Here is a 20520-nt window from a genome sequence, read left to right as displayed (position 1 = left end):
GGCCGGGCGTATGGAGTTTCGCAAGCTACGCCTCAGCGGCTTCAAGAGCTTCGTAGAGCCTGCCGAACTGCGCATCGAGCCCGGCCTCACGGGTGTCGTCGGCCCCAATGGCTGCGGCAAGTCCAACCTGCTGGAAGCCATTCGCTGGGTGATGGGCGAGAACAGCCCCAAATCCATGCGCGGCGGCGGGATGGAAGACGTGATCTTCGCCGGCACCGCCAACCGCCCGCCGCGCGATTTTGCCGAAGTGCAGCTTCATGCGGTGGATAGCGATGGCGAGCCGCTGGACGTCACCCGCCGGATCGAGCGCGGCGCGGGCAGCGCCTATCGCCTGAATGGCGACGATGTACGCGCCAAGGATGTCTCGCTGATCCTCGCCGATGCGGCGACCGGCGCGCACTCGCCTGCTCTCGTGAGCCAAGGCAAAATCGCACAGGTCATCGCCGCCAAGCCGACAGAGCGGCGCATGATGCTTGAAGAAGCTGCCGGAATCGCGGGGCTTCACGTGCGCCGCCGCGATGCCGAGAGCAAGCTGCGCTCCACCGAGAAGAACCTCGAACGGCTGGAAGACCTGATGGCGGGTCTCGATTCGCAGATCGCCTCGCTGCGTCGGCAGGCCAAACAGGCCGAGCGATACAAGGCGCTTTCCGACAAGATCCGCGTGGCCGAAGCGCGCACCGTTTTCGCCCGCTGGCGCGATGCTGCGGCCGCTGCCGAGGCGGCGCGCGAACAGGCAAAGGGCGCGGACGACAAGGTGGCCGAGGCGCAAGCCGCCGCCAAGGAAGCGCAGGCCGCGCAGCACAAGCTGGCCGAAACGCTGGCCGAATTGCGCGATGAACTCGCCGATCGCCGCGACGATGCCAGCGCGCATGGTCACCGCATGGCAGCACTTGCCAGCCAGCTGGAGGCCGCGGAACAGCGGCTGCGCGATCTCGACCGGCAGAAGTCTCGTCTTGAGGAAGACCGCGTCGATGCCGACCGCATGACGCGCGATGCCGCCAAGGCCTTGCAGGATCTGGAAAAGGCGCTGGATGCAGGCGCAAAGGCGCTGGTGGCGGATGAGGCCAAGCGGCCCGATCTCGCCAATTCAGTGGAAAAGGCTGAAAGCGCGGGCCGCAAGGCCGAACTGGCGCTGGCCAAGGCGACGGCGGACCATGCCGGTGTCGAAGCCGAATGGCGCGTGGCCGAGGCCGAGATATCGCAGGCCCGCTCGCGGCTCGAACGGCTGGAGGCCGATGCGAAACGGCTGGAAGACCAGCGCGCGGCGCTGCTCGGCGAAAGCGATCCCGAAGAGGACATGGCCGCGGCGCAATCAGCGCTAGAAGCGGCGCAAGCGCAGGTGGGGACCCTGCGCGAGGAATTGGAAAGCGCCCGCGCCCGCAAGGACGAGCTTGTCGGCAAGCGCGACGAAGCCGCATCGACGCTCTCCACCGCGCGCGCTGAACTGGCCGGTGTCGAACGCGAGTGGCAGGCGCTGAAGCGCGACCGCGAAGCGCGCGAACGCCAGAAGAAGGGCGGCCATGGCCTGCCTGCCGCGCTGGACCGCGTGGCGGCAGAACCGGGCTATGAACGCGCGCTCGCCGCCGTGCTGGGGCGCGATGCGAAATCGCCATTGGGCTCGCCCGAAAGCGGCAAGGATGGCCGCTATTGGACCGGCTCCAAGGCACCCGCCAAAGTGGCTGACAGCCTTGCCGACCATCTGCGCGATTGCCCGCAGGAACTCGCCGCCCGCCTCGCGCTGGTCCATGTTGCCGATGCCGATGATGACCGCGATCTTGGCCCGGGCGAATGGCTGGTGACGAAAGATGGCGCATTGCGCCGCTGGGACGGATTCGTCGCGCGCGGTGAAGGGGCTGCGGAAGCGGCGCGACTGGAAGCGGACAATCGCTACGCCGCGCTGGAAAGCGAGTTGCCCGCGCTGCGCGAAGCCGTAGAAGCCGCCACCTCTGCGCAGGAAAGCGCGCAGTCCGAACTTTCCGATCTACAGCAAGGCCTCGTCGCGCAGGATCGTGCGCTGTCCGAAGCCATCGAAGCCGAGCGTCAGGCGCTGCGTTCGCTCGATCAGGCCGAGGCCCGTCGCGAACGCCTCGCCGCCCGGCGCGAAGAGCTGGCGGAAAGCGATGAAGCTATCGCTGCGCAGAAGAACCAAGCCGAGCAGGAACTCGCCGCCGCCGAAGCGCGCAAGGCGGACCTGCCCGATCCCGAAGCGGGCCGCGCGTCGCTCGACGCCGCACGCGCAAAGAACGAAGCCGCCCGCGAAAGCGCACAAGCCGCTACCGCCGCGCTCGCCGCGCATGACCAGGCACTGGCCGTCGCGCGCGAGCGCGTCGCCACACAGCGCGCCGACGCCAAGGGCTGGGAAGCGCGCGCGGGCGATGCCGCACAGCGCCTTGCTGGCATGGAAACGCGCTTCGAGGAAATCGCGCAGGAACGCGCCGTCATCGCCGCCAAGCCCGAAGGCCTGATGAAGGAGATCGAAGGCGGCGAAGCGGTACGCGCGCGTCTGGGCGAGGAACTGGCGAAAGCCGAAGAGGCGATGCGCGAAGCGGAGCAGCAAGCCCGCTCTGCCGAAAACCGCCTTGGCGACGTCAACGAAGCGCTCTCCGCCGCGCGCGAGGCCCGCGCCACGCTGGCCACCCGTGCCGAGAACGAGGAACAGCGCCGCGAGGAAATGGCGCGGCTGTCGGGCGAACGCTTCCAGTCACCCCCGCCTCTGCTGCCGGACAAGTTCGACTTCGCCGAAGACGCTGTGCAGGCCGCGCCTACCGAGCAGGAGGAGATGGACCGCCTTACCGCCAGCCGCGAGCGGATCGGCCCGGTCAATCTCGTCGCCGCCGAGGAGCTTGAGCGGATCGAGGCCGAGCACGGCACCAGTGCCGCAGAGCAAGCCGAACTGGCCGAAGCCGTCTCGCGCCTGCGCGGCTCCATCGGCAATCTCAACCGCGAAGGACGTGAGCGCCTGCGCGCGGCCTTCGAGGAAGTGGACGGCCATTTCCGCCAGCTATTCAGCCGCCTGTTCGAAGGCGGACAAGCTCATTTGGCGCTGGTCGATAGCGACGACGTGCTGGAGGCAGGCCTCGAAATCTACGCACAACCGCCGGGCAAGCGTCTGCAATCGCTAAGCCTGCTATCGGGCGGCGAACAGGCGCTGACTGCCACCGCACTGATTTTCGCCTTGTTCCTCACCAACCCCGCCCCGATCTGCGTGCTCGACGAAGTCGATGCCCCGCTCGATGATGCTAATATCGAGCGCTTCTGCGACCTGCTCGATTCGATGAACCGCGAAACGACCACGCGCTACCTCATCGTCACCCACAACGCCGTAACCATGAGCCGCATGCACCGCCTGTTCGGTGTGACAATGGTCGAACGCGGCATCTCGCGCCTCGTCAGCGTGGACCTCGGCGAAGCCGAGGCGCTGGCAGCCGAATAAGCCTGCAGCGGCAGAATTACGGAACGACCGCGAAATCAGGTTGAGCGCACCCACGCCCAATGCTAGTGTGATGTTACAACATAGCATTGTTCAGGGTTTGTAGTGTCCGATCTTCTCACTTCCGTTGCGTGTATGTCTGCCGATCGCAGCATCCTTTCGGCCATCCGTTCGCCCGAATGCAGCTTGGCAGTTTGGCAACGCACGCCGCTGGCAAAGGCACGAGAGCTCCCGCTGGAGGCGCTGGAGAACATCCGGTTCAATGCTCCGTTATTCGATTACCGCAGGTACCTATCGCGTGCCGTCGGGGATTCCGAATGGCCTGCTGGCACAGATTGGCTCGTGGACGACGTTGCCGATCTGGCAGCGACTTTTGCCGAGATCATGCAAGTGGACGCCTTGGAAACGCGGCTGGAGATCGTCGTCACCAATGCATGCCGCCGGTTTCATGCTGACTATGTCAGTGCTCGGCTTATCACGACCTATGCCGGTCAAGGCACGCAATGGTTAGAGCGTGATGAGGCCGCGCGCGTCGCAGGCGGGTTGGAACCGGCGCGTGTGGATCAGCTTTCTGCCGGCGATGTAGGTGTATTCAAGGGTAAGCTGGGCGATGGCGCGCCGGCCATTCACCGCTCTCCGCCGATCGCCGGCACTGGGGAGCGCCGTCTGCTGCTCGTGATAAATCCCGTCGATATCGATGTTTAGGCCGGTGATGAGACGGCGCGCACGGGCGAAAGCGGACTGGGTGGCAATCGGCGCCAGCCTTCTATGCGCGGTGCATTGTGCGTTGCTGCCGGTCTCGGCGCTGGCGGCCGGTTTTCTCCCGCTCGCCTTGCAAAGCGAAGCAGTGCACATCGCTCTGGCGGTAATCGCTATCGCGGCATGCGGCGCCGTCATCGCACTGCACCGCACTGCCCGCCGCCTGCGCTTTCTTGTGCCCGCAATAGGCGGGAGCATTTTGCTTCTCCTCGGACTGGCGGCAGAGACGATCGGCATATCCGAACAGCTACCGACGTTGGCGGGAAGCCTCTTGCTGATCCTTGCCCACATCTGGCGCGTTCGAGCAGGCGCGCTCTCCTGAAGGTCCGCAAGTGGGCGGAACCCTTCCTCCGCCTTCGCCATTGTTCTGGCGCGGGAAGAAGGAGAGCCAGATGACCAACTATTACGTGAAATCGGAAGCGAATGATCGCGGCGACCATGTGGTCCACAGCGAGGAGTGCCAGTTCCTGCCGAACGAGGACAACCGCAAGGCGCTGGGCGACTACGCCAAATGCGAGACCGCTATGGACTACGCCAAGGACGAATTCGACCAGGTGGAAGGCTGCCAAACCTGCTGCCCGGATTGCCATGATGGCTAGGCAGCAGTAAAACGCGTATATGCGGAATCGGCGCAATCGCGCTGTCGCAACCTGTGGGAGTCCGGCCTATGCGCCTATCCGTTTCAGCCCTCGCCCTTTCTCTCGTTTCGGTACCTGCGCAAGCATGCCTTCCTCCACCCCTGGGCACGACGGAAGAAGAGCGGCTGGGAGAAGCTGTCGGACGGACGACGGATATCGTCTACGGTGTGGTCGAGCGCGGGGCGCGCGGAGACGGGTCTGCGCGCTTCCGCGTCATCCACGTTTATCGCGGCGATCTGGCCGCAGGCGATATTATTGTTGCACCCGCCAGCCTGGGCTTCGATCCTCCACTCTGTATGGGCTTTACGATACACGCGCCCGAGCCGGCCGCAACACGCGGGCAATATGGCGTGGTTGCATTCCACGATGGCGCACCGGCCTTGCATTTCATCAATCCGGTCACGTTAGAGCGCATGTTCGAATTCGGCCTGATCGAGCGCGCGACTCCGGTGGAGTAAGTTGAAGATTTAATCCAGCACAGCGCGCGGCCCCGGCCCCTTCAGGCCCAGCTTGTCATCCTTGTTGTAAAGCTGGCATTTCTGCAGGCTCAGGCAACCGCAGCCGATGCATTGGTCGAGCTGCCCGCGGGTGCGGGTGAGGAGGTTTATCTTCGCGTCGATCTGGCTGCGCATGGCGCGGCTGATCTTCTGCCAGTCGGTAACGGTCGGGTTGCGACCATCGGGTAGTTTGGAAAGCTGCTCCTCGATTTCGGCGAGCCCCAGCCCCAGCTTTTGCGCGATCAGAATGAAACTGACGCGGCGAATGTCGCTGCGCAGGAAGCGGCGCTGGTTGCCCCCGCTGCGTAAGGGTGCCAGCAGGCCCTTCTCCTCGTAAAAGCGCAGCGCCGATACGGCGACCCCGGTGCGTTTGGCCAGATGGCCGATGGAAATGAATTGCGCCTGCACCCCTCGCTCCCCGGACGATCTTTTCAACAAAGGCTTGACCTCAACTTAGCTTGAGATTGCAGAATTATCAAATCGCGATTCGCAAGGGCGCTTTTCGGTTGCCGGATAAGCGCTGAGAAACAGCTATTTGGAAAGGATTTCTACCATGCCGTCACAAGCCCGTATCGAGCATATCAATATCACCGTCAGCGACATGGACCGGTCCATCGCCCTGCTGGAAAGCGCCTTCGGATGGCATGTGCGCATCCGCGCGCCGCATGCCGTACGCGGCGAGTTCGCGCATGTCGGCAGCGAGGATAACTACGTTGCGCTATGGGCCGATGGCGGGGATCATTCGGGCCAGCGCAAGGGCAAGCCACTCAACCATATCGGGGTGCAGGTGGACGATCTCGACGCCGCCGAACACGCTGTCATTGCATCCGGACTGGAGCCCAACACCCACGGCACATACGATCCGGGACCGAGTAGTTTCTACTTCTTCGACTGGGACGGGATCGAGTTCGAGGTCGTCAGCTACGCGTAATGCTGACAGTCGGCTTTAGAACGCTTGCTCATAAACCCGCGAGATGTCGCCTTCCCAATCGCCGTGATAGCGATCGAGCAGCACTTGCGCAGGCACTTTACCGCTCTCGACGATGGCCTTGAGCGGCCGCAGGAAGCCGGTTTCATTGTCGCCCATGGAATTGAGCTGCGCGCGTGACGCCAGCCCGGCATGGGCGATGTCGAGCACTTCGCGCGCCAGGTCACGCAACGTGCGGCCGCCCCGGATCGGGGCGTCGAGTGCCAACTTCGGCACCGCATTGCGCAGAGCCTCGCGCTCTTCCATCGACCAGTCCCTGACCAGATCCCACGCCGAATCCAGCGCATCCTGGTCGTAGAGCAGGCCGACCCACAGCGCGGGCAATGCGCAGATGCGGTTCCACGGACCGCCATCGGCTCCGCGCATTTCGAGGAAGCTTTTCAGGCGCACTTCGGGGAAGGCGGTGGAAAGGTGGTCCCACCAGTCGCTTTCCGTCGGCAGTTCTCCCGGCAGTGCGGGTAGCTCGCCTTTCAGGAAATCGCGGAAGCTCTGCCCTGCGGCGTCGATATATTTGCCGTCGCGGAAGACGAAATACATCGGCACATCGAGCATGTAATCGACATAGCGTTCATAGCCGAAATCGCCCTCGAACACGAAAGGCAGCATGCCCGTGCGATGCGGATCGGTGTCGGACCAAATGTGGCTGCGATACGAAAGATAACCGTTGGGCTTGCCCTCGGTGAAAGGCGAGTTGGCGAACAGCGCCGTGGCCAGCGGTTGCAGGGCGAGGCCGGTGCGAAACTTCTTCGCCATGTCCGCCTCGCTCGAATAGTCGAGATTGACCTGAATGGTGCAGGTGCGCAGCATCATGTCGAGGCCCAGCGTGCCGACCGTGGGCATGTGGCGCATCATGATCTCATAGCGCTGCTTGGGCATGATGGGCAGGTCGGCACGCGCCTTGTCGGGCCACATGCCAAGACCGAGAAAGCCGACACCGCAATTCTCTCCGACGACCTTGCACTGGTGAAGGTGGCGGCCCGTTTCGGCGCATGTCTGGTGTATCGTTTCCACCGGCGCGCCCGATAGTTCCAGCTGGCCCGCAGGCTCGAGGCTGATCGTGCCATCCTCGCCCGCCATGGCGATGATATCGGGCGTGCCGTCCGGCCCGTCTTCTATCACAGGCTGCCAGCCGAAACGCTCCATCGAGGTGAGGATGTCGCGGATACCGCCATCCTCGCCATAGCTCGGCGCGCGAAAATCGTCGGTCTTGAAAACGAGCTTTTCGTGCTCTGTACCGATGCGCCAACGCTCCTTGGGCTTCTCGCCCGCTTGCATCGGGGCGACCAACTGGTCGCGGCTTTCGATCCGTGGCTCTTCGGCTTCAGACGTCTTGCGCGTGCTCATGGGCGCAAGTCTCTAGCCGATTGCATGGGATTGACCATGCCCTTTTGCCTTTACCCCGCCGCTAGCCGTGCTTGTGCCAATCGCCTGCCACGCCCATCCATAGGGAGAGTGCGGCAATAGCCGCCGTTTCGGCGCGCAATATGCGCGGACCGAGCGATACCGGGCGGGCCTGCGGGTGGGCACGGATGGCAGCGCGTTCGGCGTCGTCGAACCCGCCTTCGGGTCCGATGAGGATCGCGGCCTTCTGCCCGCCTTCCGCGCGCTGCGGCTGGCGGGCAAAAACGAAGGCATCGGCGGCAGGCTCCCCGCCATCCTCGTCGGCGAAGAAGAGCAGGCGGTCCTCCGGCCATTCGCGCAGCAGGGCGTCGAGCTTTTGCGGCGCTTCCAGTTCGGGCAGTGCAGTGCGCGCGCATTGCTCGGCGGCCTCGGTCACGATGGCGCGGGCGCGGTCGGGGTTGAGCTTGTCGGCGACGCAGCGTCGCATGATGACGGGCTGGATGCGCGCCGCGCCCAGCTCCGTCGCCTTCTCGAGAAGCAGGTCGAACCGGTCTTTCTTGAGCAGCGCGGCGCACAGCCAGATATCGGGCACATCATCGCGCGGGCGGAGGCGTTCCTCGACAGCAAGGTCGACGCGCCGCTTGCCGGCTTGAGTCACCCGGCTGAGCCACTCGCCCGTGATATCGTCGCACAGGATGACCGCGTCGCCCTCTTGCACGCGCATCACGCGGGCGAGGTAATTCGCCTGATTGCCTTCCATCGCGAAGGTGCGCCCAGCCCCGAGTTCGCTGTCAATGAACAGGCGCGGGGCGGATTTGGGTGGCCATGCGGGCGTTGCGGGCATGGCTAGGCAGGTGGACCAAGCGCAGCTAACAGGCAAGTGCGATGAGCCAGCCGCCGCAATCTCCGACCGTCACGCCCGACAGCCAGCATCGCTCGCTGGCAGAGCGCCTGCCGCAGCCTTTGCGCGATTACGCGCTGCTCGCGCGCTTCGACCGGCCCATCGGCTGGTGGCTGTTGTTCTGGCCTTGTGTGTTCGGGGTGTGGCTGACGGGCGCGGGCTTTCAATGGCAGCTGCTCGGCTGGCTGCTGCTGGGCAGCATCGCCATGCGCGGGGCGGGCTGCGTGTTCAACGATATCGTCGATGCAGATCTCGACAGGCAGGTGGCGCGTACCGCCGCGCGCCCCGTCGCCAGCGGGCGGGTGAGCAAGCGGGCGGCGTGGATCTGGCTGGTGGCGCTCTCGCTGGTCGGGCTGATCGTGTTGCTTATGCTGCCGCGCTGGGAAGCACAGACGGTGGCGCTCGCCAGTCTGGCGCTGGTGGCGGCCTATCCGTTCATGAAGCGCATCACGTGGTGGCCGCAGGTCTGGCTCGGCATGGTGTTCAACTGGGGCGTGCTCGTGGGCTGGCTGGCGCTGCGTGGCGACCATCTGGACGTGATGCTGGCGCTGTATGCGGGCAGCGCGCTGTGGTGCATCGGCTATGACACGATCTATGCCCTGCAAGACCGTGAGGACGACGCACTGGTGGGCATCAAATCCTCCGCCTTGCGGCTCGGCGGGCGCGTGAAAAGCGGCGTGGCGCTATTCTATGCAGGCGCGCTGGCGCTGTGGGCGCTCGCCTTCTGGCTGCTGCGCGCAGACTGGATTGCGCTCTTGGCGCTGCTACCGGTGGCGGGGCATTTGCTGTGGCAGGTGGCGACGCTGGATGTGGATGATCCGGGCAATCCGCTGGAGCGGTTTCGCAGCAACGCTGTGGCGGGCGCGCTGATGGCGGCGGCATGTTTCGTGGTTGGGAATAGCGGGGTGACTTGAGCCCCATCCTTTTCAAAGGAGGGGGTTGGGGGCGGTTGATGGTGCGACAGCACCACCCCGCGGCAACTAGGCAGCCCTTCGACAAGCTCAGGACTATCAAGTTTCGCTGCCCCTCCTCTGAAGAGGATGGGCGCGCCTGTCACTCCGCCGGCTGCACCAAGGGCTGGCCCTTGCGCGGGTTCGCCCAGCGCACCACTCGCGCCAATCGCGCGGTAATGACGCCGTTTTCCGCCATCCAGTCGTAATATTGGCGATATTTCGGGTCTTCGGCGAGCAGGTGCGCCTCTTCGGTGCGCGCGCGCCAGTAATAGATCGCGCTGACGGCGGCGATGAAGACGGTGTTGCGCACCGCGTCCAGCGTGGAATCGCTGGTGACGAGAAAAGGCATGTAGCAGCACCACCAGAAGATGTTCTTTGACAGGTACGCCGGGTGGCGCGTGTAGCGGTAGGGCCCGTGGGTGATGACACCGCGATAGGTGAGGTTGGAGAAGCGGATGCCGAAGGCAACCGTCGCCCAGGCGTAGATCGCGGTCAGGAATACGAGCCATGCCGCCCACAGATACAGCAGCGGATCGTTGCCAGCGAACCAGTAGGCCCAGTCGGCCGTGTCATACTCATATTGCAGCACGCCGCCCTGCCCCATGATGGCATAGGCAAAGGGCGGATAGCACAGCAGCGCCGCGACCCATCCGGCCAGGAACGGGTTGCCGCTGCGAATGTGCGCGTCGAGCGGACGCAGGGTGAGGAGGTAACCCACCGTGCCGATCTGCACGTCGATCACGAACAATATCTCGAACAGGAAAACGCCCAGGCGCACCGGATTGCCGAGGATATCGGCAATGTCGGTCTCGACCACGGCAGCAAAGCCTGCCGGGATGATGGAGATCATGAAGGCGCTGAAAAAGCCCTTGATGATCCAGGCGCGCCAGTGCTTTTTCACCTGCTCAGCGTCCCACGCCTCTCGCCCCACAAGCATGGCGCCGAAATGCCAGCAATGGTCGCGCGGGTTCACCATGACGCGGTCCAGCCAGACGACATAGGGCACGGATAGCAGGAACATCGGGATCGCCGCCGCGCCGATCACGCGCATCGCGAAGACGTAGTTGCCCTCCCAATACCAGCGCGCGAGGATGTAGATGCCGCCGATGATGAACCATGTCGCCCACAGCCCGGCGAGCTTGGTGATGGAAATGTCCAGCACGTCGGACACCGCGCGGCGGCGGGTCCAGTCGATACCGGTGCTGGTGCTGCGGTGGACCTTGTCCACCAGCACGCTCCATGCGGCCATCGCAAGGCCTGTCACCGCCATGGCGGCGAGCGCGGCGTGCGGGCCGGAAAGCCGTCCGCGTGAGGTATCCCAGCCCAGGATTTGCGAGATATCGGGCCAGCTGCGCGCGAACAGGATGCAGACAAGCAGCGTGACAAGGCCGACAAGGCCCACCCACGCGGAAACGTCGCTGGCGGGCGGCTTCTCGGCCGCCACGGGCGCGTCGATCTGGCTATGCGCATTCATCGCGCCTGCACTAGGCGCGAAGGGTTAAAGCGTCGGTAATCGCCGGCGGCGCTGTCCCGTTATCGGACAATCTATCGGAGAAGGCGACCCGTGCTTAACGGAAGGCGTGAATCTGGCCCGAATCGTCGAAGATGTAGAGCGTATTGTTGGCCACGATCGGCGGCAGCGACACGCCATCGTCAAGACGGGTAAAATCGCTCACCGTGCCGGTCATCACGTCGACCGACTTCACGTAGCCGCGGCTGCTGGCGATCCACAGGCGACCATTGGCGAGCACCGGGCCGGTCCAGAAAATCGGGCCTTCACGGTCCTCGGCATCGCGCCAGCGCTCCAGCTGGGTCATCCAGCGGATGCGCCCGGTATTGCGCTGGATGGCGAGGATCTGCGCCTCATCGGTGAGGGTAAAGACCCACTCGCCAACCACGGTGGGGGTGGAAATGCCCGCCAGCGTCAATTCCCAGATGCGCTGTCCGGTGAGCAACTCATAGGCAGCCATGCGCCCGCCCTGCCCCAGCGCGTAGACGCGGCCCTGGTCGATGATCGGATCGGCATCCACATCGGTCAGCGTGCCGACCGATGTGCTGATGGAGGTGCGCGCCAGCGCATCGGACCACAATTCGCGGCCGTTTTCGTAGCGATAGGCCACCAGCTCGCCCGAGCTGAAGCCCGCGATCACCGTACCCTGGCCTGCGGCGGGGGCGGCAACGCCGAACACGCCTGCCTGCCCGCTGGCTGCACTGCGCTGCCAGTTGACCGAACCATCTTCCGCATTGAGCGCGTAGATCTGGTTGTTCTGCGTCATCACGAACACGGCGTTGAAAGCCACGGTCGGCGAACCGCGCAGCGGGCCTGCGGGCTTCACACGCCACAGCTGCGCGCCAGTCGCGGCATCCAGCGCCACCACGTCGCCCACGCCATTGGTGGCGTAGATGCGGCCGTTGGAATAGGTCGAACCGCCGCCGAATGTCGCATCTTCGAGATCGCCCGACACGTCGATCTGGTGACGCCAACGCCGCGCGCCGGTATTGGCGTCGAAGGCGTGGATCACGGCGTCGCTATCGGTCACGAACAGCGTATTGTCGGCCACCACCGGCGCGGCGGCCAGGCGGCGCGTATTGGTGGTGCCTGCGACCGATGCGGTCCAGATGCGGCTGGGCGCTGCAGCCAGCGTCACATGCCCTGCCACCTTCGCCGCGTTGCCACCGGCTTGCGGCCAACTGGTGTTGGTCTGCGCAGTCGGAACGATCACGGCGGTGTCCGCCAGCAGCGGATCGGCGGTGATCTCGGTCGCGATGCGCGAGAGGATTGGCACGCGGTTGCCGACTGTCGGCGTATCGTCGTCATCGTCGCCGCCACCGCCGAAAAGTCCGCCAGCACAGCCTGCAAGGGCGAGGGCGAGCGCGGGAAGGGCGCAGATTTTCGCAACTCGGCGAAGATTGGTCATGGTGTTCATTCTCTTATCCTATTCGACCAGCTCGACCGAGGGTTCTTCCAGCTCTTCGCCGGTAATTTCCGCAAGGGCGGCGTCGACATCGTCGATGGCGTCCACGCCCAGCACACCGGCCTGCGCACGGGCACGGTCGCGAATGGGGAGCGGGACTTCATCGTTGCGGGCGATTTCACCGAACATGGCACCTGCCTGATCGGTCTCGCCCTGGGTGAGATAGGCATGGGCGACGAGTTCGGCCGCGCTGCCGTAAAAGGCGTTGTCCGCCACCGCGATCGGCCCGAGGCGCGCGATTACATCGGCAGGCGTCATATTGTCGTAATTGGCGGAAACGCTGCGAATGGCAGCGATATCGCGCAATTCGGCCGGCAGTTCGCCATCGTTTGCCACCTCGTCATACAGCGCGACGGCGTCTGCCGTGCGGCCCTGTTCCAAGGCGATACCAGCGCGCTGCATCCGCGCCATGGCAGCAACGCCGCCTTCGCCTTCCATCAGGGCGGCGAGCTGCGAGTCGGCCTGGTCGATATTGCCGGCTTCCAATTGGTCCATCGCCTGCACCAGCTCTACCGAGCGGTCTTCCAGTTCAGCTTCGCTCCGACCATCGAAGAACAGGTATGCGCCGAAGGCTGCGATTATCAGGAACACGCCGATGCCGAGCGGCAGGCCATATTTCTTGGCGAAGCCGCTGACATCGTCCTGCCGCACGGCCTCGTCCACTTCGCGCATAAGCATTTCCTGCTCCACATCGCGCTCTTTGGATTTCGGCTTGTTGGAATTGACGACGATGTCGGGGAGTTTGGCCACGTATCTGTTTCGCTGTGTATGGAACGGTCGGACTGCGCTTTAGCAAGGCTTGGGCGCATTTCAATCAGGGGTTGGAGCCTGTCCCCGTAAGGGTGAACGGCCCATGAAGCCAAGGCGCTGCCGCCTGCGCGGCGCCTCAACCCTTTTTCGGGTATTTCTGCATCAATCCCCAATACAGGGCGCGGTATCGCTCTATCATCTTGCGCTCGTCGAATTCGTCGCGCGCCTTCTGCCGGTTGGCCTGCCCGATGCGTTTGCGCCCCGCGGGGTCTGCGGCAAGCTTCGCAAGCGATGCAGCAAGCGCCTTCTCATCGCCCGCATCCACCAAAAACGGCCCGTTTTCGCTGGAGACCATGGAGCCGATATCGCCCACGCGCGGCGCTGCGACGGGCAGGCCGGCAGACATCGCTTCCACCACGGAAATGGGGAATTGCTCCGACTGGCTCGAAAGCGCGAATATATCGAACAGGCCGACCAGCTTTTGCGGCTGCGGCACGAAGCCGGGCAGGTGCACCCTGTCTTCCACGCCGATCTTTTCCGCCTCGGCCAGCAGCCTGTCGCGCTCCGGCCCCTCGCCCGCGATTACCAGCTGCCATTCGGCAGGCAGGCTCTCCATAGCGCGCACCAGCTGTTCCAGCTGCTTGACCGGGCGCAGGCCCGCCAGCGAGCCGATCCAGAACTCGTCCTTGTGCTTGATGAGGCGGGGCAGGATGTCGCGCTTGGGCGGCGCGGCATAGGCGCGCGTGTCGATGCCATTGGGAATATGTCGCACGCGGGTGCGCGGCTGGTCCCACACATTGAGCGCGATATCCTCCAGCTTGGCCGACGGCACGACCAGTGCCGCCGTGCGGCCAAGCGCGATCTTGCGATACCAGTTGCGCCGCTTCTTCAGGCGCGTCGCCTCGTCCTCGTTGAAGCCATCCTCGTGATGCACCAGCGGCGGCAGCTTGTAGGTATCGGCAAAGATCGTGTGCGCCATCACTGCGTCGATTGCGCCCCAATTATAGGTGCAGATCAGGTTGTAGCCCGCCATCGCCTTTCCCAGCTTGGCGAGGCGCCCCGGCGTGGGCTTGCCCTGCAGCGACGGGAATTTCGGCCAGCTGACTTTCGCCTTCTTGCCCAGCATGGCCGCCGCGCCGCGCTTTTCGAGGTCGCCCGACACGATGGCGTGGTCGACTTCCTTACCCCACTCATTGATGAGGCGGACGGTGCGAAGCTCCTTGCCGCCGGGATCGAAAGTGGAATGCAGGTGGAGGATTTTTGGCGTCGCGCTCATGCGGCAACCTTCCCGCTGACCTTGCCCAGCAGGCGCGCAATGGCTTCAAGCGCGACCGGTTCTTCCAGCGTGGGTGCGTGGCCGACGCCCGGCACGGTCACGGTTTCCAGCCCCTCGACCTCGCGCTCCATCCGGTGGAAGGTAACGTCCGACAGGATATCGGACAGCTCCCCGCGCAGCGCCAGCAGCGGACGGCCTTCTAGCGATTTGAGCGCGGCCCACATATCGACCGAAGGCTGCGGTGGCGGCGCAGCGAAGGGCTCTGCGATTTTCATGTCGTAATCCAGCGTGATGCGCCCGCTGCCCGATACGCACATCACTTTCTTGGCAAAGCCCAGCCAGTCCGCCGTTTGATAGTCCGGATAGATATCGGCAGAGCTTTCCTTCATCGCCCATGCGGCATGCATCCACGTGGGATAGGACCGGCCCTGCCCGACATAATCCATAATGCGCGAAAGGCCCGCATCGTCGATATGCGGACCGATATCGTTGATGATCGCGCCCGCCAGGCGGTCTGCATGGCTCATGGAAAGCAGCATGGTGACGATGCCGCCAAGCGACGTGCCAAGAGCCACCACCCTGTCGAGCTGCGCCTGATCCAGCAAGGCGATAATGTCCTGCACATATTGCGTTGGGGTGTAGCTGGCCGAATCCTTGGCATAATCGCTCTCGCCCCGGCCCCGGAGGTCCACGCATATCACGCGCCATTCGCCGGCAAAGGCCTCCGCCACAGGCTCGAAATCGCGGGCATTGCGGGTGAGGCCGGGGATGCACAGGATGGGCGGACGGTCGTCTCGCCCTGCATAATCGCGATAATGCAGGCGCAGCCCGTCATCGCTCTGCCAGTATCCGTCAGTAAAAGCTGCGTCGCTCAAGATCCGGTATGCCCCTTGGCCCTATGCCCGCCTTGAAGCGGGCCGGTGGAGGGGCCACTAATGGCTATATGCGCGCCGAACCGCAATCCCATGAATACACGCCCGATCCGCAGATCGAGGCGGTGACCGATTTCCTCGCCGATCCGGTGGAAGCGGCAGACTTCCCCGAGACGCGGTTGCGCTTTCGCAATGACCGGTGGGACAAGACCGTCGGCCTCGACATGCTGGGCGATGATGACTGGGTGCGCCATTTCGGGCGCTTCGCACCTCTGCCCGACAACCTGCCGCAGCCGTTGGCGCTGCGCTATCATGGCCACCAGTTCCGCGTGTACAACCCGGACCTCGGCGACGGGCGGGGTTTCCTGTTTGCGCAGATGCGGGATGGCGATGGCCGCCTGCTCGATTGCGGCACCAAAGGAAGCGGCACGACGCCTTGGAGCCGCGCGGGCGACGGGCGGCTGACGCTGAAAGGCGCGGTGCGCGAGATCCTCGCCACCGAGATGCTGGAAGCCTTGGGTGTGAATACCAGCAAGACGCTGTCCGTGATCGAAACGGGCGAAGCGCTGGAGCGCGGGGACGAGCCTTCCCCCACCCGATCCGCCGTGATGGTGCGCCTCAGCCATGGCCATATCCGCATCGGCAGTTTCCAGCGGCTCATGGCGCTGGAGCAGGAGGCCGAGCTTGCGCGGTTGGTCGAGTATGCGCTGCGCGTCTATCCCGGTCCTCCGCCGCCGGAAGATGCGCCGGGGCGTGATGAGCCTGCCGTGCAATTGATGCATCAGGTGACGGAGCGCCTTGCCGAGCTTGCCGCCAGCTACATGGTCGCAGGCTTCGTCCACGGCGTGCTCAATACCGACAATATGAACATCACCGGCGAGAGCTTCGATTACGGGCCGTGGCGCTGGCTGCCGCAATGGCAGCCCGGCTTCACCGCCGCCTATTTCGACCATCAGGGGTTATACGCCTTCGGCCGCCAGCCAGAGGCGATCCGCTGGAACCTCGGCCAGTTCGCCATCGCCCTTCGCCCGCTGGTTGAGGCCCCGCCGCTGATCGCTGCGCTGGAGCGTTTTCCCGACCTCTACGAGCAGGCCATGGCGCGGCACTTTTGCTGGCGGCTGGGCGTCGAGCAGCAGGGGCAGGAGCGCGACGTGGCGCTCATCAATGCGGCAGAGCGGACCATGACCAGCCAGCGCATCGGGCCGGACGAATTCTTCTACCGGCACCGCGGCGGGCGCGCGGCGGAGGGCAATCTGGCAGAAGCGCTGGGAGGTTATGCACCGACGGGCAGCAGCCACGATTACTGGGCGGAAGGGCACGCCGAATCCATGCTGATCGACGAGGTGGAAACCATCTGGTCCGCCATCGACCAGCGCGATGACTGGGAGCCGCTTTACGACAAGGTCGCAAGGCTTCGCCGCTTGGGCGATGCACTGGGCGAGCCGCCCGTCTTTCCGGCAACTTAACCACAAGATTTAGCCATCGCTTTGCGCTGCGGGACTAGAGCCACTAAGTAGCGCTCAAAATGAACATTAACGCGGATCGGGACGCCTTGTCAGACACAGCCGAACTCATCTCCTACGAACCTGCAACGGGCGCGGAATTGTGGCGCCAGCGGCATGGAAACGTCGATGAATACGTCGCCCGGGCGCGCAAGGCCTGGCCCGGCTGGGCCGCCGAACCGCTGGCCAAGCGCATCGAGCTGGTGCGCCGTTTCGTCAATGAAGTGAGGGCCGAGCAGGACGAGTTCGCGCAGCTGATCTCGCGCGAGACGGGCAAGCCGCTATGGGAAGCGCGCACCGAGGTCGAGGCCGTGATGGCCAAAGTCGACATCAGCATCACCGCCTATGCGGAGCGCACCGGCCAGCGCAAGCTCGACAGCGCGCTGCAAGGCTCTGCCGCATTGCGCCACAAACCGCATGGCGTAATGGCCGTTCTCGGCCCCTACAATTTCCCCGCGCACCTGCCCAATGGCCACATCGTGCCCGCGCTGATTGCGGGCAATGCGATCATCCTGAAGCCTTCCGAGAAGACGCCCGCCGTCGGCGAGAGGCTGCTGAGCTTCTTCCACAAGGCCGGCATCCCGCAGGATGTGGTGCAGTGCCTGATCGGCGGGCCTGACGAAGGCAAGGCGCTGGTCGCCCATGCGGATGTGGACGGCGTGCTGTTTACCGGGAGTGCGCAGGTCGGCATCGCCATCAACCGCAAGCTCGCCAGCAATCCGGGCAAGATGGTCGCGCTGGAAATGGGCGGCAACAACCCCATCGTGCTGTGGGATACGCCCAAGCTGGAGGATGCCGCCGCGCTCATCATCCAGTCGGCCTTCACCACCGCGGGCCAGCGCTGCACCGCGGGTCGCCGCCTGATCGTGAAATCCAGCATGTACGATGCGGCGCTGGAAGCGGTGACCAAGCTGACGGACCGCCTGCTGGTGGACGAGCCCTTTGCCGACCCTGCGCCCTTCATGGGCCCGGTAATCGACAACCAGACCGCCGACCAGCTGACCGAGAGCTTCCTGTATCTGCTTTCCAATGGCGGCAAGGCGATCAAGCATTTGCGCCGCCCGCATGGCGACCTGCCTTTCCTCTCGCCCTCCATCATCGACACGACCAATATGGCAGAGCGCCCCGATGTGGAGCTCTTCGGGCCGATCCTGCAGGTGGTGCGGGTGGACGACTTCGATGCCGCCATCGCAGAGGCGAACAATACGCGCTTCGGCCTGTCTGCCTCGCTGATCGGCGGCGATCCCAAGCAGTATAACCGCTTCTGGGCGAATATCCGCGCAGGCATCGTCAACTGGAACCGCCCGACCAATGGCGCCAGCAGCGCCGCGCCGTTCGGCGGCATCGGCCTCTCCGGCAATCATCGCCCAGCCGCTTTCTACGCAGCGGATTACTGCGCCTACCCCGTCACCAGCACGGAATTGGAGCAGCCGCGCGCCAGCGTGGGCGTCGGGTTCAAGGATCGCTAGGGCCATAGAAGTTCAAGGCGTCCGAACCGCTAAGTCCGGACGCCTTGGCGCGACCCCCATAACACGACCCAGAGAGCCGCGCATCCGGTGCATCCAACAGGGAAGATGGCACCGATCTCGTAAATTCAAGAATACGCTATGTTTCAAGCGTGAGGAGCTTATAGCGCGGCATTCCTGAACGCGCAGCAACTATGCTTGCTGCCTGTCATTCATTGAGCCGCTGTCGCCCGCACACAATGCCCACCCGCACCCTTACGACGCGCCAAGCGCTTGCCTGCGGCCTAGCGACCCATGCGATCTGGGGCACGCTGCCGCTCTACCTGATCCTGGTCGACGATGTGCCGCCGCTGGAATTCGTGGCGTGGCGTACGCTTTTCACCCTGCCGATCTGCCTCGCGCTGGTTGCCATGCTGAAGCAGTCGGCAGAGCTGCGCGCCATCCTGTCCAACGGCAAGGCGATGGTGACGCTTTTCGCCACATCGGCGCTGATCGGGCTGAACTGGTGGATCTATATCTGGGCGATCCAGGAGAACTACATCTACGCCGCCAGCCTCGGCTATTACATCCTGCCGCTGCTGATGATGGTAATGGGGCTGGTCTTTCTGAAAGAGCGGCTATCGCGCGCACAGACCGTGGCCGTCGTGCTGGCAGGCATCGGCGTGGGCGTGCTGTCGACCGGTGCACTCACCACCCTTTGGGTCTCACTCAGCCTTGCGCTGACTTTCGGCTTTTACGGTTTGCTGCGAAAGACGGTCGCCGCCGGTCCGTTGACCGGGTTGACGATCGAGGCGACCATCCTGCTGCCGCTGGTCGCAGGCTATCTCGGCTGGGTCGCGGCAACCGATGGCGTCGCCTTCGGGCGCGACACGGTCGAAACGCTGGCGATTATCGGCGCAGGCTTCGTGACCGCCACGCCGCTGTTGCTCTTCGCCAATGCCGCGCGCAACCTGCCCTATACGGTGTCGGGCGTGCTGCAATTCCTCGCGCCCAGCATGATTTTCGTGCTCGGCCTCACCGTGTTCGGCGAGGAATTGCAGAGGGTGCAGCTGGTCTGCTTCATCCTGATCTGGGCAGGCATCGCGCTGTTCAGCTGGGACATGATCCGCAATGCGCGGCGCAAACCGGCCTAACCGGCAAAACGCCAATCGAGCGATTGCCCCGCGTGGAAAGGCACCAGCTCTGTGTCGGCGATCTCGATCCGGTCCATCACATCATGGGCGCGCCGTTCCAGCGTCACGGTCTCTTCATTCACCGGCAGATTGTAGAAAGCGGGACCGTGGAGCGAGGCGAAGCCCTCGAAATGCTCCAGAGCGCCCTCTTCCTCGAACACCGCGAGGTAGCTCTCCAGCGCGAAGGGCGCGTTGAAAATGCCCGCGCAGCCGCAGGCGCTTTCCTTGGCGTGGCGCTCATGCGGGGCGCTATCGGTGCCGAGGAAGAATTTGGGCGATCCGCTCGTCGCGGCGCGGCGCAGTTCCAGCCGGTGCGCCTCGCGCTTGGCGACGGGCAAGCAATAGGCATGCGGACGTATGCCGCCCACCAGCATGGCATTGCGGTTGATATGCAGGTGCTGCGGCGTGATCGTGGCAGCGACGCGCTCTCCCGCGCGCTCGACGAAAGCCACCGCTTCGCTGGTGGTGATATGCTCGAATATCACCTTGAGCTGCGGCAGATCGTCCAGCAGCGGCGCGAGGATGTGCTCGATGAACACGGCCTCGCGGTCGAAAATATCGATGTCGTCGCTCGTCACTTCGCCATGCACGCATAGCGGCATGCCGATCCCGGCCATCGCCTCCAGGGCCTGGCGAATATTCGTGACATCGGTCACGCCGCTATCGGAATTGGTCGTCGCGCCTGCGGGATAGAGCTTGGCCGCGGTAAACACGCCCTGCTCGAAGCCGCGCCGCAATTCTTCCGGGTCGGTGTTGTCGGTGAGGTAGCATGTCATCAGCGGTTCGAAGGTCATACCGTCGGGCACGGCCGCCCTGATCCGCTCGCGATAGGCCTGCGCCGCAGCCACCGTCGTGACGGGCGGGGTGAGATTGGGCATCACGATCGCACGGGCGAACTGGCGCGCGGTGTAAGGCACGACCGCTTCCAGCATGGCCCCGTCACGCAGGTGGACATGCCAGTCATCAGGGCGGCGGATGGTGATGGATTCGCTCATGCCGA

General features: G+C 64.4%; 19 protein-coding genes. 10 read left to right on the top strand and 9 right to left on the bottom strand.

What is annotated here, in order from left to right; genetic code table 11:
- Nucleotides 1-10: 10 nt before the first annotated feature.
- From smc to BMF35_RS07060, 5 genes are all read left to right on the top strand, one after another.
- Nucleotides 11-3433, top strand: a complete 3423-nt coding sequence (gene smc / locus BMF35_RS07080) for a chromosome segregation protein SMC (RefSeq protein ID WP_047007483.1) — start codon at nt 11-13, stop codon at nt 3431-3433.
- 132 nt (nt 3434-3565) lie between these two features.
- Entirely contained in the window at nt 3566-4135 is a 570-nt protein-coding gene (locus BMF35_RS07075) for a DUF1826 domain-containing protein (protein ID WP_047007482.1), read from the top strand.
- 7 nt (nt 4136-4142) lie between these two features.
- A complete protein-coding gene (locus BMF35_RS07070; RefSeq protein ID WP_047007721.1) occupies nt 4143-4511 on the top strand; it encodes a MerC domain-containing protein in 369 nt (122 codons plus the stop codon).
- A 70-nt stretch (nt 4512-4581) separates the two neighbouring features.
- A complete protein-coding gene (locus tag BMF35_RS07065) occupies nt 4582-4788 on the top strand; it encodes a hypothetical protein (protein WP_047007720.1) in 207 nt (68 codons plus the stop codon).
- A gap of 68 nt (nt 4789-4856) precedes the next feature.
- The gene (locus BMF35_RS07060) at nt 4857-5285 is read left to right on the top strand and encodes a hypothetical protein (protein WP_156172175.1); all 429 of its coding nucleotides are present in this window, start codon (nt 4857-4859) and stop codon (nt 5283-5285) included.
- Between the two features lie 9 nt (nt 5286-5294).
- Here the strand turns inward: BMF35_RS07060 and soxR are convergent, their stop codons facing one another.
- Nucleotides 5295-5732, bottom strand: coding sequence for a redox-sensitive transcriptional activator SoxR (gene soxR / locus BMF35_RS07055; RefSeq protein ID WP_047007480.1), 438 nt, complete (start codon nt 5730-5732; stop codon nt 5295-5297).
- Between the two features lie 145 nt (nt 5733-5877).
- Between soxR and BMF35_RS07050 the strand changes: the two genes are divergently transcribed.
- A complete protein-coding gene (locus tag BMF35_RS07050) occupies nt 5878-6255 on the top strand; it encodes a VOC family protein (RefSeq protein WP_047007479.1) in 378 nt (125 codons plus the stop codon).
- 15 nt (nt 6256-6270) lie between these two features.
- On the opposite strand, the gene BMF35_RS07045 is transcribed toward BMF35_RS07050, so the two are convergent.
- Nucleotides 6271-7656 carry a glutamate--cysteine ligase gene (locus BMF35_RS07045; RefSeq protein WP_047007478.1) on the bottom strand — a complete coding sequence of 462 codons (1386 nt, stop codon included), beginning with the start codon at nt 7654-7656 and terminating at the stop codon, nt 6271-6273.
- A gap of 61 nt (nt 7657-7717) precedes the next feature.
- The gene (locus tag BMF35_RS07040; protein ID WP_047007477.1) at nt 7718-8497 is read right to left on the bottom strand and encodes a 16S rRNA (uracil(1498)-N(3))-methyltransferase; all 780 of its coding nucleotides are present in this window, start codon (nt 8495-8497) and stop codon (nt 7718-7720) included.
- Nucleotides 8498-8538: 41 nt separating this feature from the next.
- Here BMF35_RS07040 and ubiA point away from each other — a divergent pair, with 41 nt between their 5' ends.
- Nucleotides 8539-9468, top strand: coding sequence for a 4-hydroxybenzoate octaprenyltransferase (gene ubiA, locus BMF35_RS07035; RefSeq protein ID WP_047007476.1), 930 nt, complete (start codon nt 8539-8541; stop codon nt 9466-9468).
- Nucleotides 9469-9607: 139 nt separating this feature from the next.
- On the opposite strand, the gene BMF35_RS07030 is transcribed toward ubiA, so the two are convergent.
- The 5 genes from BMF35_RS07030 to BMF35_RS07010 form a co-directional block, all read right to left on the bottom strand.
- Nucleotides 9608-10981 (bottom strand): methyltransferase family protein, encoded by a 1374-nt coding sequence (locus BMF35_RS07030; protein WP_047007475.1) that lies wholly within the window; start codon nt 10979-10981, stop codon nt 9608-9610.
- 94 nt (nt 10982-11075) lie between these two features.
- Nucleotides 11076-12434 carry a PQQ-like beta-propeller repeat protein gene (locus tag BMF35_RS07025; RefSeq protein ID WP_047007474.1) on the bottom strand — a complete coding sequence of 453 codons (1359 nt, stop codon included), beginning with the start codon at nt 12432-12434 and terminating at the stop codon, nt 11076-11078.
- Nucleotides 12435-12443: 9 nt separating this feature from the next.
- Nucleotides 12444-13232 carry a tetratricopeptide repeat protein gene (locus tag BMF35_RS07020; protein WP_052766114.1) on the bottom strand — a complete coding sequence of 263 codons (789 nt, stop codon included), beginning with the start codon at nt 13230-13232 and terminating at the stop codon, nt 12444-12446.
- Nucleotides 13233-13368: 136 nt separating this feature from the next.
- Nucleotides 13369-14508 carry a glycosyltransferase gene (locus BMF35_RS07015; RefSeq protein ID WP_047007473.1) on the bottom strand — a complete coding sequence of 380 codons (1140 nt, stop codon included), beginning with the start codon at nt 14506-14508 and terminating at the stop codon, nt 13369-13371.
- Nucleotides 14505-15383: an alpha/beta fold hydrolase gene (locus BMF35_RS07010; protein ID WP_047007472.1), complete on the bottom strand. Its 879-nt coding sequence runs from the start codon at nt 15381-15383 to the stop codon at nt 14505-14507. Before BMF35_RS07010 ends, BMF35_RS07015 begins: the two co-directional genes overlap by 4 nt.
- Nucleotides 15384-15451: 68 nt before the next feature.
- Between BMF35_RS07010 and BMF35_RS07005 the strand changes: the two genes are divergently transcribed.
- The 3 genes from BMF35_RS07005 (at nt 15452) to rarD (ending at nt 19481) form a co-directional block, all read left to right on the top strand.
- Nucleotides 15452-16846 carry a protein adenylyltransferase SelO family protein gene (locus tag BMF35_RS07005; protein WP_047007471.1) on the top strand — a complete coding sequence of 465 codons (1395 nt, stop codon included), beginning with the start codon at nt 15452-15454 and terminating at the stop codon, nt 16844-16846.
- A gap of 59 nt (nt 16847-16905) precedes the next feature.
- The gene (astD, locus tag BMF35_RS07000) at nt 16906-18351 is read left to right on the top strand and encodes a succinylglutamate-semialdehyde dehydrogenase (protein ID WP_047007470.1); all 1446 of its coding nucleotides are present in this window, start codon (nt 16906-16908) and stop codon (nt 18349-18351) included.
- 236 nt (nt 18352-18587) lie between these two features.
- Nucleotides 18588-19481 (top strand): EamA family transporter RarD, encoded by an 894-nt coding sequence (gene rarD, locus BMF35_RS06995; RefSeq protein ID WP_047007469.1) that lies wholly within the window; start codon nt 18588-18590, stop codon nt 19479-19481.
- Here the strand turns inward: rarD and pyrC are convergent.
- The gene (gene pyrC / locus BMF35_RS06990; RefSeq protein WP_047007468.1) at nt 19478-20515 is read right to left on the bottom strand and encodes a dihydroorotase; all 1038 of its coding nucleotides are present in this window, start codon (nt 20513-20515) and stop codon (nt 19478-19480) included. The genes rarD and pyrC overlap by 4 nt on opposite strands.
- Nucleotides 20516-20520: the final 5 nt, after the last annotated feature.

This window comes from Aurantiacibacter gangjinensis (assembly GCF_001886695.1).
Taxonomy (GTDB): Bacteria; Pseudomonadota; Alphaproteobacteria; order Sphingomonadales; family Sphingomonadaceae; genus Alteraurantiacibacter; species Alteraurantiacibacter gangjinensis.
This window is presented reverse-complemented; position numbering and strand designations above follow the sequence as displayed.

Coding starts and splice junctions, on each gene's coding strand:
- smc (WP_047007483.1), top strand. CDS start 11: ATGGAGTTTCGCAAGCTACGCCTCAGCGGCTTCAAGAGCTTCGTAGAG.
- BMF35_RS07075 (WP_047007482.1), top strand. CDS start 3,566: ATGTCTGCCGATCGCAGCATCCTTTCGGCCATCCGTTCGCCCGAATGC.
- BMF35_RS07070 (WP_047007721.1), top strand. CDS start 4,143: ATGAGACGGCGCGCACGGGCGAAAGCGGACTGGGTGGCAATCGGCGCC.
- BMF35_RS07065 (WP_047007720.1), top strand. CDS start 4,582: ATGACCAACTATTACGTGAAATCGGAAGCGAATGATCGCGGCGACCAT.
- BMF35_RS07060 (WP_156172175.1), top strand. CDS start 4,857: ATGCGCCTATCCGTTTCAGCCCTCGCCCTTTCTCTCGTTTCGGTACCT.
- BMF35_RS07050 (WP_047007479.1), top strand. CDS start 5,878: ATGCCGTCACAAGCCCGTATCGAGCATATCAATATCACCGTCAGCGAC.
- BMF35_RS07045 (WP_047007478.1), bottom strand. CDS start 7,656: ATGAGCACGCGCAAGACGTCTGAAGCCGAAGAGCCACGGATCGAAAGC.
- BMF35_RS07040 (WP_047007477.1), bottom strand. CDS start 8,497: ATGCCCGCAACGCCCGCATGGCCACCCAAATCCGCCCCGCGCCTGTTC.
- ubiA (WP_047007476.1), top strand. CDS start 8,539: ATGAGCCAGCCGCCGCAATCTCCGACCGTCACGCCCGACAGCCAGCAT.
- BMF35_RS07030 (WP_047007475.1), bottom strand. CDS start 10,981: ATGAATGCGCATAGCCAGATCGACGCGCCCGTGGCGGCCGAGAAGCCG.
- BMF35_RS07025 (WP_047007474.1), bottom strand. CDS start 12,434: ATGAACACCATGACCAATCTTCGCCGAGTTGCGAAAATCTGCGCCCTT.
- BMF35_RS07015 (WP_047007473.1), bottom strand. CDS start 14,508: ATGAGCGCGACGCCAAAAATCCTCCACCTGCATTCCACTTTCGATCCC.
- BMF35_RS07005 (WP_047007471.1), top strand. CDS start 15,452: ATGCGCGCCGAACCGCAATCCCATGAATACACGCCCGATCCGCAGATC.
- astD (WP_047007470.1), top strand. CDS start 16,906: ATGAACATTAACGCGGATCGGGACGCCTTGTCAGACACAGCCGAACTC.
- rarD (WP_047007469.1), top strand. CDS start 18,588: ATGCCCACCCGCACCCTTACGACGCGCCAAGCGCTTGCCTGCGGCCTA.
- pyrC (WP_047007468.1), bottom strand. CDS start 20,515: ATGAGCGAATCCATCACCATCCGCCGCCCTGATGACTGGCATGTCCAC.